We start from the raw sequence: 16,625 nt of genomic DNA on the forward strand, positions 1-16,625 counted from the left end.
TGGCTGCTATCTAACCAGTCAAAACGGTACATAAACGCTAGGTGTATTTTATACCAATACCAGAGACAGACTACTCGTTGAAGTGAAACTTCCGATTAAATCCGCTCAAAACGATATAGGCCACGCCAAATCACCGCGGTGATCTCACCTTTATCATTCGTTTCAATGGTGACATCTGCGCCCCCTTCAAGCTCAATCAGGGTATCTTCCTCTGTGGCAACAAAGGCCATCAGGTTGTCACGGGCCATATCTAAGACGTTAAATCGCGTCCCCTCTCGGGTGATTTTCATTTTAAACTGATGATCTTTCTCATAAGCATACAGACCTTCCAATTGCTTTGCGCGTGCCTCAGGTAATGTAATCGCGGTTATCTTTTTACTGCGTATAAAATTCCAGCCGTAATGTTCGCTGATGGCAATGCGAAGCTCACCAAATACGGTACTCGCTGAGTCGCCATTGGACATCAACACCATACCCTCATCTTTTTCCACAAATGCTTCAAAACGATTGCTAAAGCCTTTATTTTTACCACCATGGGTGAAAACAAGCCCTTGCTCTCGCTGTTCAAGCTCTGGTCCCAAACCCCATACGTCATGATGAACTTCAAGCATTTGCTTCGCCAGCTCTGGTGTGATGGGCCCCACGGTATTGCCTGCATACGCTTGTTGTACGGCCATAATATATTTAGCGAGATCCACCGGAGTGGTCCAAAGGCCAGCCGCGGCTTGTTCTGGATAAACATGCCAGTCCCCTTCAACTTGCTCGCCTTTATCGTCAAACGCAGCACTGGCTTTTGACCATAGCGTTTTCGGTAATGGTTGCGCATAGGTACTATTGTGCATCCCTAGCGGAGTTAAAATTGCCTGCTGGACATACTCTTCAAATGGCATTTTTGTCACATCTGCCACGAGCAATTCCATTACCGTGTAACCACCGCCAGAATAGCGCCAAGCTTTACCTGGCAAAGTGTCAACCGTCACTAAGTCGGTATTGCCTTTACCCATTAAGACTTCAACGTCAGTTGGAATTTTACTACCACGCACGTAGCCCGGAAAACCATGTTGAGTGAGCCCCGAGGTGTGAGTCATTAACTGTCTCAAAGTAACAGGATTGGCTTTGGTAAATTCGTTCGTTGGTACTTTCCAAGAAGTGAGATATTGATTAACGTCAGCATCTAAATCGACTTTACCATCTTGCGCTAACTTTAATACCGCAAGCGCAGCAACTGGCTTACTAATTGACCCTGCCTGAAACAGCGTTTCAGTAGTCACTTTTCGATTTTGCTTTTTATCTGCAATGCCAAAACCCTCAGCCCACACCACTTTACCATCTTTGATCACGGCAAGGCTTAAGCCCGGCAAATGCGTTTCTTGAAGACGCGTCTGCAAATCTACAGGTTTATATTTTTGGCCTTCTAACTGAACTCTAGGTAAAAGATTTTGTGCAACTTGTTGAACTTGATGTTGGGCCGAGTCAGTGGCGAAGGATGTCTGACTTAGCAAAGACGAGCAAAATATGGCGCAGTACAATAGTTTCGACATGATATTTCCCTTGTTATTATCGTTATTCACTCACTTTACACATTGATAAATGTGCCGTGAATGAATAACAGTATAATCATGAGATAAAGAAAAATGCACCTACATCAACTTTGTGCCTGAGACACTCGGCGATTAACGGGGTAACGCTCAAAATCCTCCCAGTAATGAATTCCACCTATCATCTCTTTTACTTGATAGCCCAATTTTGCAAGCTTATACGCGGCCTTTGTCGCGCCATTACACCCAGGACCCCAACAATAAACCACGATTGGTGTGACCTTGTCATACTTAGCCATCGTCAGTTCGCTTATGTCTGCGCTTGGCATATTGACTGCGCCTTGAGCATGACTTTTAGCAAAGGCTTCATTCGACCTGACATCAAATAGCACAAAATCCTGCTGCCCCGTTAACATCGCCTGATAAACATCAGCACAATCCGTTTCGCAAGCCAGCTTCATTGCAAAATACTGTGATACTTCTACTTTCATCTTTTAACTCCTATTTAAATACCTTGGGTCCTAAATAATCTGAGCTGCGGATAATTATTTAACCTGAGGTTTGGATAAGGAATGAGCTAGCTCAGGTTATTTAACCTCACCCGAGGTCAACTACGTTACGCACTTGATAGGCGTTAATGAATTCATATTTTTTGAAGGCGATGTTCATCATTTCAGAATAGGCAATCACAGCAAGCTCATTTAAACTGGTGGTATTCAATACGTAATTGAGTTTAGTGCAATGGAGTTTTACCATTTAAGGTCGTTTGTTGCAGTTGCAGAGGCCCAAAATCTAACGGCAGCAGCGAAACGACTGTACACCACACCACCTGCTATCAGCGCCCATATCAAAGCGCTTGAGGAAGAACTCAATACCGTGTTGTTTCACCGTTCGAGTAAAGGGATGCAGCTCACAGAACAAGGTAAGATCTTGCTAGACAAAGCTAAGTTAACGCTTGCAAGTGCAAATGATTTAATGCACACCGCAGCGCAAACCAAAACACTGCTCACAGGCGAGTTCAGACTTGGCTTGAACCACCCTATCGGCACCTCGAGCGAACTTGGCACACTGATAAAAACCCTCAACCAGCACTTTCCAAGTCTTTCTTTTTCGCTGGAATTACTCTCAAGTGGTGTCATCGTCGACAAACTCAGTGATGGGCTACTTGATGGTGGGGTTATTTATGGCGAAGTACCTGCACATTTTAGCGCTGTACCGCTCACAGAAGTTGCAGTTACCACCGCTTATCCTGCATCTTGGCCTGTGCCATCACATAAAGCCGAATTGGCACAGATGACGTGGATACGTATGGGAAAAGGCTGCCCTTTTGATAAGCAACTTGATCAACAGCTAAGCGAAGTAAACGCGGTAAATATTAATGCTGCGGATGAGCGCTCCCGCTTGGCTTTAGTTAAGGCAGGGCTCGGCGTGAGTTTTATTGAAGCCAACGCCATTGCAGATCAAGGAGCAGAAGTTGCCTTGTCTAGTTTGCTAGACTTTTCGCTCCCCGTAAATTTTGTTGTGGCAAATCAAGCGCTCACAGAGCCTAAAGTGAACGCCGTGTACCAAGTCGTTTGTGCATCTATTGATGCTGCGCAAGGATAATCCCCTGCTGCTTTTTCGGCATTTTTTCGACTACAAGGCGAAATGAGTTATCCATCATCCGCTCAAGTTCTCCTGTAGGAATGGAGCCATCGAGCACCACCGTGTTCCACAGCTTTTTATTCATGTGATAACCCGGTAACACCGCACTAAAAATGTCTCGCAGCGCTTGCGCTTCATCAGGATCGCATTTGAGATTTACGCGCCAATGGGGATGCTCGTCATCTTTTTTGCCCATTTTACCAAGCGCCAACGTCGCGAACATTTTGTCTTTCACTTTATATACATCAACGCCTTCACCAAAAGGCTGACTTACGCTGGTATAGGGTTTTGCAAGCAAGTAGTCATGTACTTGTTGATGATCCATCTTATTCTTCTGCCTTTAGGTTAATCGTTGCCGCTTAGTAGTAAAGCATAATACCAAGCGGCGTAGTAGCATAAATTACTCAACCTGAGGTTTGAATAAGAAATACGCTAACTCATTGTTTTGAAGCTCAGGTCACTCAGGTTGTGGTGCCTGTCCTTGCCAACTCCAACTTGGAAATAGCTCGCCATTCACGACGGCATTATTACCAGAAAACAGCGAGTGCGGCCTTTCTTGCGTTACCCAATTTGTCGCAGAGGAGTGCTCCAACTCAAAAACCACGTTCCCAAAGAAGCTGTAAGGCCCTGACAAGGTCGAGTTTCTATAAGCAGCAAACAAGGTTTGGCCGCCCATCATCAGTTCACCAACACTACTTTGCTGGTCGATTTCGGCGGCGCCTTTACTCCAGATCATTAATAGGTTTATATGCGACTGCCCATCTGCTAAAAAGTAGCCATTTCCAGCAACTTGTACTGCGTCGAACTGGTTCCCTTGGGTACTTCTAGCATTGGCGGTGTCAAACACATATGCTGTCATCGCCTGATTTCCGGCTACAAATTCAGCAAAAGCGCCCCCTGCTATTTTCACTTTGGCTTGGTTTAGATTACTTAAGTAAAGATTACTATTATCTGTCACGATATAGTGGTATTCAGGCTCAGTGCCTTGCACTTGAGTCGCGACATTATCCAATCTTGCCATTCCCTGCGCCGTTACCGTTATGCTACTTTGCTGAGCGGTGCTGACAAGCCCTAAGTTATTGAGCTTAGCCGAGCCAGACTCCACTAATATGGTCGGCTGCACGCCGCTTAGCGCCCCAGAGATAACATCTTGGGTATTATCAGACCCAGTAATGGTGATACCAGATCTCGTGATCTTAATTGGGCCCTGACATTGTCCTTGAATAGCAAAGGTAATTTCATCGACAGGCCAACTTACTTGCTCAACGGCACGTTTCAGTAAGCTGGGGTTAGTATGACAGTTGATAGCAAAAGTATACGACCCACTGACGCTTTGTGATGCGACTTGCTTTGCCAAGACATGCAGCCTTTTGACATCGCTGTCATTTGTATCCTTTGCAAAAACATGGGAAGCGCAGATAGCGGATGCAACCAAACTGGTTGCAAATATGCTTGTACTTAATTTCATTTCCTTATCCTTTACACGGTTAATCCTGCCAATTGCAGTACCCTAAATCCTAATACAGATCTAGATATAAAATGCACTGTATATTTAAACACTACTGACACTCCCTGACACAACATCGTGGTTTACTCTTTTTGAACTCAAAAAGGAGAAAGACCATGCAACAAAATGTCGTAGAGATTGTAAAATTTAAATTGGCTCTTGGTGCTACAGAGAGTGACATTATGGGTGTAAACCCAGCTTTTACCGAGTGGGTTGAACAGCAACCTGGGTTACTATATCGTTCGTTGACTAAAGACAGTCAGACTGACGAGTATTTAGATATTATTTATTGGCAATCGATGGAGCATGCTAAAGCGGTTTCGGCACAATTCCCAACAACCGAAGTATGCCAAAGATTAACGCAATACATAGACAGCGAGAGTGTCACCATTAGTCACAGTAATGTGCTCTCTCAAACCCCATGTAGCGGTTAATCAATCTGAGATTTGAATAACAAGGAAAATTCGTGCATAAATCAGAACGTCTCTTTCAGTTAGTGGATCTGCTCAAGGGTCGACGATTAGCGGTTACCGCTAAGTCATTGGCCGATCACTTTACGGTATCTGAGCGTACGATTTATCGCGATATTCAGGACTTACAAAGTTCTGGCGTGCCAATTGAGGGGGAAGCAGGTGTCGGCTATATTATTGGTGACTACCCACTGCCCCCTATGATGTTTAGCTATGATGAACTCACCGCATTATTACTTGGCAGTAAAATGGTTGGAGCATGGACGGATCCCGAACTAAGCGCACATGCAAAAGCAGCCATTGCCAAAATAGAGGCCGTGCTACCCGCTCACCTCAAACAACAGCATGACCACTCCCCTTATTTGGTTTCGAGTTTTAAACACGGACCACAACAACAATCCTTTAGCGCTACACTCAGGCTCGCCATTGCGGCTAAGCAGTGTGTACAACTTGAATATCAAGACGTTGCAAAGCAACAAACCCAGCGTATTATCGAGCCTCTCGGATTGGTTTATTGGGGTGGAAAGTGGACGCTGGTCGCATTTTGTCAGCTCCGCAGTGATTACCGTGAATTTCGCTTGGACCGTATCACCGCGATACATAAAAGTGAGCTGACCTTTACCGTAAGTCCTGATAAAAACCTCAACCATTACGTTGAACTAGTTAAGGCCAAATACGCCGAAGAAATTGCACAGCACCAATGCCAAGCGCCTGATAAAAGTAGCAACTCATTCTAAGCTCACTGCCCGATTCATATTTTGTTACTAATACTTGCGCATCTAACACCAACCTTTTCAAACTGCACCGCGACTAATTTTGTAAATCAGACTTATTCCTTCGAGGTGCTTATGAAAACCACAAAATCAATACTCATTATTTCGGTAACACTGGCTTTGAGTGCCTGCATTGGCTACTCCAATGCAAATACAACCGAGCCGCAAACACAAGGCAGCTACCGGCTTATCGCTTACCAAGACTGTAACCCAATAATCAAACACACCATGGACGCCGAACAGGTGGCCGCATACAAAGCACTCAAAGCGGCAGAGCTTAATATGTCAGCTTCTGAGTTACCAATGAAAGATATTGAAGACAAGCTCGCACTGCTCAGCAAAGAAATGGAAGTCATTAGTAAAGAGGCCATACAAGAAGACGACGATCGACTTGTGATCAATAAAGCGCTACTGGCAAAACAAGAAGAAAAGGCCAAGCAAATTGAGGCAGTAATTGAAAGTCACGCTGCTAATTTTGATGCCATTGACGACTATGCCGAAAAAATCGAAGCCGCAGCAAATCGTTTTGATAAAGCTTTAAAACCCATAATTGGCGACTTAAAAGAGGTCAATATTAATATCATCGAACCCGGTGAAACCCCAAGTGCCCGTTGCCTCGCGTCAAGCTAACCAAGTTGAACTGACTGAATGGAGGAAAATATTCCTCCAATGCCCACTTCTCATCACTGCTCTTACTATTTAGACAAAGTGATATGGACTTTAACTGACAAGCGATATTGAGCAAAATACGACTACCTTATACCCGACTAGAATTAAAAACGAAGAGGAGACAGCTACTTTTTACAGTAAAACGTTTCTAATCACTTGTGAGATAGTATCTAAATTCTTCAAGCGTGGTTCTACCTCGATCACTTCAAGTCCCTTTATAGCCTCAGCGTCATCCATAAAAAAGGCAGAATCATATCGCCCTGTAGTTTTGCTCTTTACATAAACTAAAAAGTAACAGTGTTGATGTGCCTGATCGAGCCTACGCAAAAAGTCTATTTCTTCCGCAGTTATATTTGGTTTCACTAGCGAATGTATTTTGGATACAAAAACATGTTTTATGTAAACCACCTGTTGACCTTTGGTATATTTAGAAATATCGTGTAACCCATAGCCCGGCACGGCTGTGACTACAACTTCATCAATTTTTAGTAAACTTAGCATGTTCATTTTCTGTTTTAATGTTTCAACTTTATTGTTAACATTATGTTTAATTAGATGCGCAAAAGTCTCCGCATCATAGAAAAAAGGAAAAGGACGTGATTAATGGCGATGATTTAAAAGCAATGAGAAGAAAGGCCGGTATCTCGCAAGAACAGATGGCAAAAAAGCTTGGATGCGATCGTAAAACCATTAGTAACTATGAGCTAGACGTAAGCGATATAAGATCAAAGCAACTTTTTCAGTGGTTTATGTTCTGCAAAATAGACGCTAAATCTTTACTTAATCAGATCAAAGAGCTGAGTAGTACGATGAATGGCTCTGAAAAAACAAAAATACAGGATGATGACTAATGAAAAAGGTAAATTTTCTGGGCTTAATACAATGCTTTTTATTCTCCAAGTCTTTGTTCAATAAAGGTAGTACCAAATCAATACACTGTGATTCTATTTATAGCTTCCGCACGCATAATCCCCCCAGAGAAAAGATGGATAACCACAATACAAGTCAACTTTCTACTGGTATATGCTCTTCGGTTGCGGGCGGCAATACTGCTTTTAAACCCCCTAGGACGCAGCGTGATACAAATAGAAATGGACAAATCGTGAAAAAATATGCAAATTGTCTCACATCAGAAATGTGTCTCGTCGTGACTGCTGGTACTGGTGCCTATAAACCACCGAGAGAACAAAGTGTTGAAACTACCACTGCATCCGATAACCCAGCTATTAATTCTTAAGGATGAGTAATGAAACTTTCAAACTTAGTGTTACTTAGCACTGCCACAATAGCATTTTTCTACATACAATTGTGGGATCCGCGTATTGTAATGCCTCTTTATCTTTCTCTACTGGTAGTTAGTACGGTATATGGTTTTTACGCCAAAAATATTAATGTGCTTCATATCTCTAGCTTTATCCTTATCTGTACCGGAATTAGTTATGTGATTTTTGAGGGCGGTATAATTAGTTATGTTCTACCTGATGAGAATAAATTACTGCAAGGCACAGTTGTCTATGGTACACAGCTTTTATTAAGTGTTATAGCTTTCATTGTAATGATTTTTAGAGTCCAGCTATCCCGGTTAATTTCTAAATCTAATGATATTGAATTAACCTACTTTGATGGACTTTTCCATTGGATATACATGTACACCTCCTTAATTTACTTACTGGGGCTAGTAGAAAATATAGCGTGGTCATACTTCAACCTAAAATCATGGACATTTATTTACGATAATTTCGAAGGCTTAATCTATATCGCATGGGCGATATGTTGCGGCGCGGTACTGACCATGATGATATGCTCAGCAAAATCAAACGACTCCCAAGAGCCAAGACTGTCGTAAGCAATCAGCAAAAGTGTAAAAAACCAGATTTCTATCTGGTTTTTTTGCTTTTGTATTCACAAGCTGTAGTAAGTAGAACCTCTATGCTCTGATGACAGGTTTCAACGCCCATCCAAGTGCCACGACTTACGATTCTTTGATGTCCAAAGAATCGTTGCTCAAAAGAAAAGGCACTCCCAACATCACACTGTACCCTCTCTATCTCACCACAAAAGCATAACTTCTCGGCGGGTGAACCGCCTCCCACAAAACTATTTACACTGTGAGTTAGGAGGCTACGCTGATAGTTTTTGCAATGCTTTAAAGCAACTTAATCATAAAAATCGTAGAAGATCTCACAAGCAACGTATTCCCCCTCCATCACACCCGAAAATCATAAGTCGATATGCAATGTGCCGACAGGATGTCGGCCAAGTCTTGTCAGGCACAGGGACGTACCTTACAAGACGGTTGCACTATGTCGGCTTAGGGTTTGAGGATTAAGTGTGATGCTGGGGCGACGTTTTCTTGGTTCGTTCTTTTTCGTCGTTTAAAAAGAATGAACGAGGAGCGCATGGATGCGCTTTGATATTAAACATGGAGGTTTATGTTGCTAACGACTGGTAGCTCGAAATTTACCGTAAAGTCAGCCCGTCCTCCTGACGGATTTCGACGCCCATCCATGGGCTACGACTTACTTTTCTTTGATGCCCAAAGAATCGTTGCGCAAAAGAAAAGGCACTCCCAACATCACACTGACTCCTCAAGTAAATTACCAATATGAACGTCACCGCGGTGTAAGGGCCATCCTTGGCCCTGTCACCGCTTTTCACGCATCCATGCGTTGAAATGACTCATTGGCAATTTACTTTCGGGTGTGATGAGGGAGATACAAGGCGCTGATAAATTCTTGTGGTGCTTGCAAGCAACTATGTTTCTGATGGCTTTGTGGACAGCTAACAGACAACTTATTTCCCCCCTTCATCACACCCGAAAATCATAAGTCGATATGCAATGAATTTAAACGCAGACATCCACCATAATTTGTAGCTGACATTGTTTGGTTTCCTCAACCCTTGGATGTGTAGAAGTTAGTGGTGATTGCCTGACCCAAATAATATCAGGATAGTTACATTCAAAATAACGAACTCGTTTTTAGATGGCAATTTTAAAGCATAGTGCTCTAGCAAAAGATACAAATTATGCTCCGCTATAGCCTTCAATACATGCTACTGCGTTGTATGTTTTAGTGTATTAATTCAGATATAAAGTATGTTATGTTCGTTCATGCTAGCCTCAGCTGTTTAGTTATTTAACAAATTAATTATGGCCTCGCTTTGTATTAAGCTAACCCACGAAAAAGAGAAGGCTAGCACAGTGTGGGAGTCATTATATCTATATATTTCGGAAGGTCGGCAGTGAATGATATTGAAAGGAATAAGTTAATCAAAACTAGCTGGGATTTGCATAGTTTGGTAGAAAGTAGCTACCTTGGCAATCCCGCTACCAAAGGCGATGAGGAATGGCTAGAAAAACAGCGTATTCTATTAGCTGACATGGCCATTCATTTATTACAAACGGCTATTCAGCCAGGTAACATAGAGCTTGATAAATTAAAAAATAATCTGCACTCGATTCTAACAATCACAGATCAATTTTTACCCCATTCAGGACTTAAAGAAGCAACAGAGAAACTTTACAAGTAAACATACAATACATGTCCAAGTTAGTATTTCCGTAGTTTGGTTTCCTGTAGTAGTCATGTTTTGCAGTTGACTATAGCGATAACAGCCGATGTTATTTATTGCACAAAGAGAAAGGTTAACACCCACTATGACTACCCTCTCACTCGATTAAGCGATTGGTTATAGTGCTTTTTGTATTGCTTCGCTAAAGCCTGACTGTCTTGGTAGCCAACCTGATTGGCTATCTGCTCCACACTCATATTAGTGCTATGCAATAGCTGTTTGGTGCGAACGAGTCGCGCAAGTCGCACGTACTCAAAAGGCGTCATACTCGTGTGCTGTTTAAAGCGTCGAATTAACGTACGCTCTGACATACAAGCATGTTTCGCAAGGCTCTGTAAGCTATGCGAAACATCGAGATTATCGCTGATATGATACTGTGCCTTAAGCAATTGCGCATCTCTATGTTGTAAAAAGCCACTGAGCTGCACAAACTCATTTTGACTCGCTTGCTCGTTTGGTATCGCCAGCCACGCGGCGATTGTTTTTGCCACTTCTGAACCCAGCACGTCGGTAATAAACCGCAGCATCAAGTGCAAGTAACTATGAGCTGCGCCCGCGGTATACACCATACCGCTTTGCTCTGTTACCTTTTGGCTGTTGGGCTTTAAAACGGGATAATATCGTGTAAAAAAAGGCGTAAGCCACCAGCTACACGTAAATTGTTTTTTATCCAACAATCCTGCTGTGGCTAAAAATGCGGTACCGCAACATCCGGCAAGTTGATAAGTCGTGGGATGAAATTCAATACCATGCTTGTTTAATTGTGCTTTGACTTGTTGGCATTGTTGCCACAACAAAGGCTCTGATGAAAAGTGACTGCCGAGCCAGATAACGACATCAGCATCAGCCAATGCGCTAAATTCAGCATGACAAACAAATTCTAAACCCTGACTACTCATCACCGACTTTTGCCCTGAAAGCGCAACCGTCTGCCAGCAAAACACCGCCTTACCAGCGACTTTGTTTGCCACGTTCAATATATCAATCACGCCAGTTAATGCGCTCGCAAACACATGTTCAGGACAAAGCAAAATCACCTTCATGGCAATATCAAACCAAAATTAGTCATTATTGACACGATAAGTTAGCAATCAATCTAGTTAAAGTAAAACCTCTTTCAAATTCAGGAGCTTTACTATGTGGATCCATATTCCGGTTTTATTTTTGCTTAGCCTAACGCTGCTATTATTTCTTTTAACCGCAACGAGTAGAATTCGCGCAGTCAAAAATGGTGATATTGCACTTCAAGATATTCGCTATGTTGAAAAACACGCCTTCCCCGAGCGCATAAGATTATTAGGTAATAGCTATGACAGCCAGTTTCAGCAACCGGTGTTATTTATCGCATTACTGATACTTTTGCATATTGAGCAAATGACGGGACAATTTTGGTTTGTGCTTAGCACCGTGTTTGTCGCAGCAAGATATTGGCACAGCTACGAGCACGTGCTAGGCAGCAATTTACGGTTACGAACCCTAGCATTTGGATTAAGTAGCTTTTGCTTGTTTTTTGCCTGGTTTAGCTTCTTGTTCGATAGAATATAAAAAGTCACTGGTTAAAGGGATTTTACACTGGCTAAGTTACGTACAAGTTTGTTACATTAACCACAACAATAACCTTAGGTTTTGGTTGTGCTGCAGTCTAGGTTGAATGGCGTCAAAATACATAGCAACTTTAGTGGGAAGCTTACGCTCCTACTCGCTGTTATTTACGGCGCCGTATTTTTGTTTAGCCCCTCAATTTTTGCGCTTGATGACAATTGCTCGCTCACGACCGCTCACGATGACTCAATTTTGCTTACTATCAATACCACGTCTTATAGCAAAATTGAACGCGGCAACAATACCGTCTCGATAGCCTGCAATTTACATGAAGACAGCGTTTTTTCATTTGTAGATGTTGGCCTTAATCACTATCAGTGGCGAGTCAACGCCCCTTTGCCCGTTAAGTTCTCACAACCCGCATTTATCATTCCAAAAGGTAAGTACACAGCAACCTTAAGCTTGGATTCTATGCAAATTCATACGCCAAGATTTAGGCTGATGAGCATGGGGAAATTTATTTGGGAAAGTCAAAAAAGCAGCCTAGTCATGGGCGCATTTTATGGCCTTTGTTTTACCTTGATTTGCTATGTATTGATCATGGGTAGTCGCCTCAATGATCCTATATTTAGGCTTTACGGCGCTTATATCTTCTGCCTTTGTGGATTTGTATTATTCCAAGAAGGGCAATTAAATCTTTTTGTTTCATCTCAGTATAAGCCATTACTCAAACACGCATATTTACTTAGTATTGGTCTCACTGTGGTTTCGGCAACCTGGTTTATGTTGAGTATCCTACTTGTTGACAAACAGTGGCCAAAACTCGTGTTGTTACTTAAAAGTGCCGCGGGTATCGTGATGCTCCTGAGCATACTTAAAATTCCCACTCAACAAGCACAATTGTCCTACTTATTAAGCCAAATTATGGCCTATATCACCCTCGTTATTGTCGCCACTATCTTTGTGCTATCTGCTCTTCAAACCAAGCGTAAAATTGGCGAAGCAAGTTTGGTTTTTGCGGCACTGAGCCTAGTATTAGTCGGTATGGTATTTCGCGTGCTGTTAGTGGGATATAGCCCATTTATGCAGCGGTATGCACTTATTTTTGCGTTTGCCATTGAGTCTTTACTGCTTGCCGTTGCGGTATCTAAACGCATTGGACGACTCAGACAGCAAAAGCAACAAGCTGAAAATGAAGCAAATTATGATCAATTGTGCGCCATTTTTAACCGTCGAGGCTGGTACAAACAAGCCAACGTGCTAGTCGAGCAATTTAATAAACGTGGTGGTGTTTTGGCATTATTTTACATTGACTTAGATAAGTTTAAGTTGATTAATGACCAATTTGGTCACGATGCTGGAGATAAGGCGCTTGCCCATGTTGCGACGTTTTTGTCATCAAGTATCAGAAAACAAGATATTGTAGGACGCCTAGGTGGCGATGAGTTTGCAGCCCTGTGCTTATTTGACGACACACAGTCTGCAGAAGAAAAAGCACAACAGCTGCAACAACAACTCAATACCTTGCAATTTAGTCATGGGAAACAAAAAGTAGCAATTCAAGGTAGTGTCGGGCGAGCATTTTCCCAACACCCGATAACAGATATCAGCGATTTAATCGCACAAGCTGACAAGCAAATGTATCAGCAAAAAACCTTATCTTAAAGCTTAGGCTGCCTTAAGGTAAGGCTCTTGGCCTTTGTGCTTTACGCTCCGTTGATAACTACCTTTGCCTTTTTTGCTTTTTTCAACTTTCGCCTTAAACAACGGGCTGGTTACCAACGCTTTTAATGCGTTGTCTTTAATTTCACCACGCTGATGAGCATGGTGAAGTTTGCTTTTTTTAGTCATGACTTACTCCAAATAAGAATCATATAAATTGATAGTGTTGATGCATAATTTCAGACCATCAACAAGCGCGAATATTAACCTAAATGTTTTAAAGCGCAATGGCTTTTAGCAATAAATTTTCGTCTTTTTTGACTGCTATTTTAAAGTTAAGTTCATACCTACGCTCTATACTTAAATGCAGTCCTTTCAAGTCAAGCTAAACATTCGCGACAATGACCGATATCGAGATTGCAACCGGGATCAGCATACATTATCAGGACGAGGGAGCGCATCACGCCCCCGTTATTATTTTGATAATGGGTCTTGGGGCACAAATGACGATTTGGCCAGATGAATTGTACTTTGGGCTAGTCAATAAAGGTTTTCGGGTGATCCGTTTTGATAATCGCGACACGGGATTGTCGAGCCACTTGGATCATCTAGGTTCACCAAGTGTGATAAAAACCATGCTGAGCAAAAAACTTCCCATTCGCGCTTCTGTTCCCTATACCCTAGAAGATATGGCCGAAGATGTTGTTGCTTTGATGGCAGGACTTAAGATTAAACGCGCCCACCTTGTTGGTGCTTCTATGGGCGGGATGATTGCACAAATCGTTGCTGCTAAGCATAAAAAGAAAGTGGTAAGTTTGACCTCAATTATGTCAACCTCAGCGTATCCCAAGTTTACCGCAGCAAATGTAAAAGTCATGCTGCAACTGGCAAAAGCACGGCCAAAGTCAGACTGCCACCAATCTGCCATTCAATACAATATAAAACTCAACCAGCTGATCGGCAGTCCTGCCTACCCTCAAGACGAAGGGACGCTACATCAACAAGCCAAACACAGTATTGAACGCGCGCATAACCCGCAAGGATTTAAGCGTCAGCTTGCGGCGATTGTCGCAAGCCAATGTCGCAAGCACACGCTAGAAAAGATCAAAACGCCTACACTTGTGATCCATGGTACCGACGACCCTATTTTCCCCGCGGCCGCTGGCCAGCAAACCGCCGCGACTATTCGCAAATCCAAACTAAAACTGGTCAATGGGATGGGTCATGACTTCCCTCCAATGCTCATGCAAAAGATTGCCAAATGGGTGGCAAAACACGTAACTAAAGCAGAGCGAAAGCGATTAAAAAAGAAACAGCGCAAACAAAATGCTGTCCAGGATACTACAAATAAAAAAAAAGTCCCGAAAAATCAATCAAACACGCCCCAACAAAACACAGTTCAAAATAAATAACATTCCCTAACATCACGCCCTGTAAAGCCTGATAGTGCTAGCCTTCGCAGCGTAATTCAGCCTAAATGAGAAGCAACAATTTCACCCTTATCGTTAAATTAAAGTAAATTTCCATTTGACAAACGCACATAAAAGCAACAACAATTAAACCGTTCCAAACTTATTTGGACACCAAAATAAAAATAACCATGGATACAACACCAACAATATCTTTCTGCAAAAAGTGGAACGATACAAAAGAGGTCAACATGAACATCACTATAGCTAAAACGCGATTCCAACGTTCTTTTATAGCAGCCGCTTTAGTGAGCCTAGGCTTAAGCTCGGCGCACGCAAACAGCGATCTGACAACTGCCAATGCCGCTGCTATCAGCGTTTCAGGAGAAAACCAACCCTATGAAGGTAAAGTCAACGCATTTGATAATAACCACTACAGCAAGTGGCTTACTTTTTCAGCTTCCGGTTGGATAAGTTATGCGTTTAGCGAAGCGGTGAATTTAACAGCTTACACCCTCACTTCTGCGAACGATGCGCCACAAAGAGATCCCAAAAATTGGACGCTTCAAGGCTCTCAAGACGGTCAAGTGTGGTTTACTATAGATTCGCAAAACAATCAAAGTTTTGCTTCGAGACATCAAACTAAGCAGTTCAATGTCAGTACCAATCAAGCGTACCGCTTTGTGCGCTTAAATGTCACCGCAACGCAAGGTGCCAATTTATTACAGCTTGCAGAAATCGAATTTATCGGTGCTCCGGCAAACGGTGGTACAACCTTGCCATTTAACCAAAATGGCAGCGTTACCCCTGGCCAATGGGCACATTTTGGGCCATTTACAAGCTCAGCTCCTATCACAGCAACCTTGACTGGCAGCGGTGATGCAGATCTATACCTAAAAGCAAATAGCCAACCGACCACCACAAGTTATGACTGCCAAAGTATCAATGATGCCAGCTCCAACGAGCGCTGCGATATAAGCTCAAATGCGCCGGTTTATGTTTCTGTATACGGTTTCCAAAGCGCCAATTATGAATTAGCCGTCAGTAGCGATAGCACACCACCAAACGACACGTGGCAACGTCCGGAAGTAAACTTTGTTGATGTAAACCCTGAAACACAAGGCTCGGCATTATTTAAACGGATCATACCAAACCCAGCTGCACACATGGCCGAACGCTGTGTGGATGTAGCAAAAGTGCTATACCGCGACGCCAGTGAATCCCAGCGTTTTAGAAAATTGCAGTTTGAGTTGAGAGCCAAAGATCATTGGGGTAAGGATTTCGTTGCCTATAAGATGGGGCAAGACGGTTCGGGTGAGATGACTATCGTCGTTAGCACCGCGCACTTAGAACGTATTTATCGCGATAATAATAACAACGATGCCGTGATCCGTGATGAAATCGACGGCATTTTATTCCACGAAGTCACCCATGGTTACAATAACTCGCCGCTGACTCATGACAGCTATGGTGATGGCAAGGCAAACTGGGCATACACCGAAGGTCTAGCTGATGCCGTGCGGATCGGTGCTGGTTTTCATAAGTCACGCTCACCAGATATCATCAACGCTAAACGCTGGCTTAGTGGCTACACCACAACTGGGTTTTTCTTACATTACGTCAAACAACAGCACGACTCTGAGTTTATCTACAAGTTTAATAAAGCGGCGAAAGATATGGGTAACTATACCTGGTCATTTGATGCTGCATTTCAACATATCTTGGGCCGAAGTGTTGAAGATGTTTGGAACGAATATGTCGCCTTTATCCAAAATGGCGGACAGCTGGAGTATTAATTTTTAAATAGTAGCTCTGCCGCGTAAAAGGGTCTAAGAAAT

The 16,625-nt window shown here is 42.8% G+C and carries 20 protein-coding genes; 12 read left to right on the forward strand and 8 right to left on the reverse strand.

The features are described from left to right. Positions 1-95: 95 nt before the first annotated feature. The 3 genes from QSH61_RS13535 to QSH61_RS13545 form a co-directional block, all read right to left on the reverse strand. Complete coding sequence (locus QSH61_RS13535; protein ID WP_206473272.1) at positions 96-1,541, reverse strand: serine hydrolase domain-containing protein; 1,446 nt, start codon at positions 1,539-1,541, stop codon at positions 96-98. A 104-nt stretch (positions 1,542-1,645) separates the two neighbouring features. Continuing rightward, positions 1,646-2,029, reverse strand: coding sequence for a rhodanese-like domain-containing protein (locus tag QSH61_RS13540; protein WP_206473269.1), 384 nt, complete (start codon positions 2,027-2,029; stop codon positions 1,646-1,648). A 106-nt stretch (positions 2,030-2,135) separates the two neighbouring features. Next, positions 2,136-2,294, reverse strand: coding sequence for a hypothetical protein (locus QSH61_RS13545; RefSeq protein ID WP_286122224.1), 159 nt, complete (start codon positions 2,292-2,294; stop codon positions 2,136-2,138). On the opposite strand from QSH61_RS13545, the gene QSH61_RS13550 reads away from it, so the two are divergent. Then, complete coding sequence (locus tag QSH61_RS13550; protein WP_206473267.1) at positions 2,280-3,143, forward strand: LysR family transcriptional regulator; 864 nt, start codon at positions 2,280-2,282, stop codon at positions 3,141-3,143. The genes QSH61_RS13545 and QSH61_RS13550 overlap by 15 nt on opposite strands. Here QSH61_RS13550 and QSH61_RS13555 read toward each other — a convergent pair. Further along, positions 3,121-3,507: an MmcQ/YjbR family DNA-binding protein gene (locus tag QSH61_RS13555; protein WP_206473265.1), complete on the reverse strand. Its 387-nt coding sequence runs from the start codon at positions 3,505-3,507 to the stop codon at positions 3,121-3,123. The two genes, QSH61_RS13550 and QSH61_RS13555, sit on opposite strands and share 23 nt — an antisense overlap. A gap of 132 nt (positions 3,508-3,639) precedes the next feature. Continuing rightward, positions 3,640-4,650: a hypothetical protein gene (locus QSH61_RS13560; protein ID WP_206473263.1), complete on the reverse strand. Its 1,011-nt coding sequence runs from the start codon at positions 4,648-4,650 to the stop codon at positions 3,640-3,642. Positions 4,651-4,805: 155 nt separating this feature from the next. On the opposite strand from QSH61_RS13560, the gene QSH61_RS13565 reads away from it, so the two are divergent. The 3 genes from QSH61_RS13565 to QSH61_RS13575 all read left to right on the forward strand — a co-directional run bounded on the left by QSH61_RS13565 (position 4,806) and on the right by QSH61_RS13575 (position 6,562). Continuing rightward, complete coding sequence (locus QSH61_RS13565) at positions 4,806-5,123, forward strand: hypothetical protein (RefSeq protein ID WP_010606230.1); 318 nt, start codon at positions 4,806-4,808, stop codon at positions 5,121-5,123. Positions 5,124-5,155: 32 nt separating this feature from the next. Then, positions 5,156-5,896: a helix-turn-helix transcriptional regulator gene (locus QSH61_RS13570; RefSeq protein ID WP_206473261.1), complete on the forward strand. Its 741-nt coding sequence runs from the start codon at positions 5,156-5,158 to the stop codon at positions 5,894-5,896. Positions 5,897-6,007: 111 nt separating this feature from the next. Continuing rightward, positions 6,008-6,562 carry a hypothetical protein gene (locus tag QSH61_RS13575; protein WP_206473259.1) on the forward strand — a complete coding sequence of 185 codons (555 nt, stop codon included), beginning with the start codon at positions 6,008-6,010 and terminating at the stop codon, positions 6,560-6,562. Between the two features lie 171 nt (positions 6,563-6,733). On the opposite strand, the gene QSH61_RS13580 is transcribed toward QSH61_RS13575, so the two are convergent. Next, the gene (locus tag QSH61_RS13580; RefSeq protein ID WP_130125924.1) at positions 6,734-7,102 is read right to left on the reverse strand and encodes a hypothetical protein; all 369 of its coding nucleotides are present in this window, start codon (positions 7,100-7,102) and stop codon (positions 6,734-6,736) included. 95 nt (positions 7,103-7,197) lie between these two features. Here QSH61_RS13580 and QSH61_RS13585 point away from each other — a divergent pair, with 95 nt between their 5' ends. From QSH61_RS13585 to QSH61_RS13600, 4 genes are all read left to right on the forward strand, one after another. Next, positions 7,198-7,452 (forward strand): helix-turn-helix domain-containing protein, encoded by a 255-nt coding sequence (locus QSH61_RS13585; RefSeq protein ID WP_010606226.1) that lies wholly within the window; start codon positions 7,198-7,200, stop codon positions 7,450-7,452. Next, entirely contained in the window at positions 7,452-7,838 is a 387-nt protein-coding gene (locus QSH61_RS13590; protein ID WP_010606225.1) for a hypothetical protein, read from the forward strand. The genes QSH61_RS13585 and QSH61_RS13590 overlap by 1 nt, the downstream gene beginning before the upstream one ends. A 9-nt stretch (positions 7,839-7,847) precedes the next feature. Then, complete coding sequence (locus tag QSH61_RS13595; RefSeq protein ID WP_010606224.1) at positions 7,848-8,447, forward strand: hypothetical protein; 600 nt, start codon at positions 7,848-7,850, stop codon at positions 8,445-8,447. Between the two features lie 1,397 nt (positions 8,448-9,844). Beyond that, complete coding sequence (locus QSH61_RS13600) at positions 9,845-10,132, forward strand: hypothetical protein (protein ID WP_010606223.1); 288 nt, start codon at positions 9,845-9,847, stop codon at positions 10,130-10,132. Between the two features lie 131 nt (positions 10,133-10,263). Here the strand turns inward: QSH61_RS13600 and QSH61_RS13605 are convergent, their stop codons facing one another. Further along, positions 10,264-11,217, reverse strand: coding sequence for a GlxA family transcriptional regulator (locus QSH61_RS13605; RefSeq protein WP_206473257.1), 954 nt, complete (start codon positions 11,215-11,217; stop codon positions 10,264-10,266). Positions 11,218-11,311: 94 nt separating this feature from the next. Between QSH61_RS13605 and QSH61_RS13610 the strand changes: the two genes are divergently transcribed. Continuing rightward, on the forward strand, positions 11,312-11,719 hold the full coding sequence (locus QSH61_RS13610) for an MAPEG family protein (protein ID WP_174169910.1): 408 nt from the start codon (positions 11,312-11,314) through the stop codon (positions 11,717-11,719). Positions 11,720-11,899: 180 nt separating this feature from the next. Continuing rightward, entirely contained in the window at positions 11,900-13,381 is a 1,482-nt protein-coding gene (locus QSH61_RS13615; RefSeq protein ID WP_248298743.1) for a sensor domain-containing diguanylate cyclase, read from the forward strand. Between the two features lie 3 nt (positions 13,382-13,384). Here QSH61_RS13615 and QSH61_RS13620 read toward each other — a convergent pair whose 3' ends face one another. Beyond that, the gene (locus QSH61_RS13620) at positions 13,385-13,567 is read right to left on the reverse strand and encodes an alternative ribosome-rescue factor A (protein ID WP_206473253.1); all 183 of its coding nucleotides are present in this window, start codon (positions 13,565-13,567) and stop codon (positions 13,385-13,387) included. 212 nt (positions 13,568-13,779) lie between these two features. Between QSH61_RS13620 and QSH61_RS13625 the strand changes: the two genes are divergently transcribed. Together QSH61_RS13625 and QSH61_RS13630 are read left to right on the forward strand one after the other, a co-directional pair. After that, on the forward strand, positions 13,780-14,790 hold the full coding sequence (locus tag QSH61_RS13625; protein ID WP_206473251.1) for an alpha/beta fold hydrolase: 1,011 nt from the start codon (positions 13,780-13,782) through the stop codon (positions 14,788-14,790). A 248-nt stretch (positions 14,791-15,038) separates the two neighbouring features. Continuing rightward, entirely contained in the window at positions 15,039-16,583 is a 1,545-nt protein-coding gene (locus QSH61_RS13630; protein ID WP_206473250.1) for a basic secretory protein-like protein, read from the forward strand. The last annotated feature ends 42 nt before the right edge of the window (positions 16,584-16,625 follow it).

Source organism: Pseudoalteromonas sp. JC3 (genome assembly GCF_030291895.1).
Classification (GTDB): Bacteria; Pseudomonadota; Gammaproteobacteria; order Enterobacterales; family Alteromonadaceae; genus Pseudoalteromonas.

What these genes read in the sequence shown, in the direction of transcription:
- QSH61_RS13595 (WP_010606224.1), top strand. Translation starts at nt 7,848, where the DNA reads ATGAAACTTTCAAACTTAGTGTTACTTAGCACTGCCACAATAGCATTT.
- QSH61_RS13620 (WP_206473253.1), bottom strand. Translation starts at nt 13,567, where the DNA reads ATGACTAAAAAAAGCAAACTTCACCATGCTCATCAGCGTGGTGAAATT.
- QSH61_RS13605 (WP_206473257.1), bottom strand. Translation starts at nt 11,217, where the DNA reads ATGAAGGTGATTTTGCTTTGTCCTGAACATGTGTTTGCGAGCGCATTA.
- QSH61_RS13555 (WP_206473265.1), bottom strand. Translation starts at nt 3,507, where the DNA reads ATGGATCATCAACAAGTACATGACTACTTGCTTGCAAAACCCTATACC.
- QSH61_RS13625 (WP_206473251.1), top strand. Translation starts at nt 13,780, where the DNA reads ATGACCGATATCGAGATTGCAACCGGGATCAGCATACATTATCAGGAC.
- QSH61_RS13535 (WP_206473272.1), bottom strand. Translation starts at nt 1,541, where the DNA reads ATGTCGAAACTATTGTACTGCGCCATATTTTGCTCGTCTTTGCTAAGT.
- QSH61_RS13545 (WP_286122224.1), bottom strand. Translation starts at nt 2,294, where the DNA reads ATGGTAAAACTCCATTGCACTAAACTCAATTACGTATTGAATACCACC.
- QSH61_RS13565 (WP_010606230.1), top strand. Translation starts at nt 4,806, where the DNA reads ATGCAACAAAATGTCGTAGAGATTGTAAAATTTAAATTGGCTCTTGGT.
- QSH61_RS13560 (WP_206473263.1), bottom strand. Translation starts at nt 4,650, where the DNA reads ATGAAATTAAGTACAAGCATATTTGCAACCAGTTTGGTTGCATCCGCT.
- QSH61_RS13550 (WP_206473267.1), top strand. Translation starts at nt 2,280, where the DNA reads ATGGAGTTTTACCATTTAAGGTCGTTTGTTGCAGTTGCAGAGGCCCAA.
- QSH61_RS13590 (WP_010606225.1), top strand. Translation starts at nt 7,452, where the DNA reads ATGAAAAAGGTAAATTTTCTGGGCTTAATACAATGCTTTTTATTCTCC.
- QSH61_RS13580 (WP_130125924.1), bottom strand. Translation starts at nt 7,102, where the DNA reads ATGCTAAGTTTACTAAAAATTGATGAAGTTGTAGTCACAGCCGTGCCG.
- QSH61_RS13610 (WP_174169910.1), top strand. Translation starts at nt 11,312, where the DNA reads ATGTGGATCCATATTCCGGTTTTATTTTTGCTTAGCCTAACGCTGCTA.
- QSH61_RS13630 (WP_206473250.1), top strand. Translation starts at nt 15,039, where the DNA reads ATGAACATCACTATAGCTAAAACGCGATTCCAACGTTCTTTTATAGCA.
- QSH61_RS13540 (WP_206473269.1), bottom strand. Translation starts at nt 2,029, where the DNA reads ATGAAAGTAGAAGTATCACAGTATTTTGCAATGAAGCTGGCTTGCGAA.
- QSH61_RS13575 (WP_206473259.1), top strand. Translation starts at nt 6,008, where the DNA reads ATGAAAACCACAAAATCAATACTCATTATTTCGGTAACACTGGCTTTG.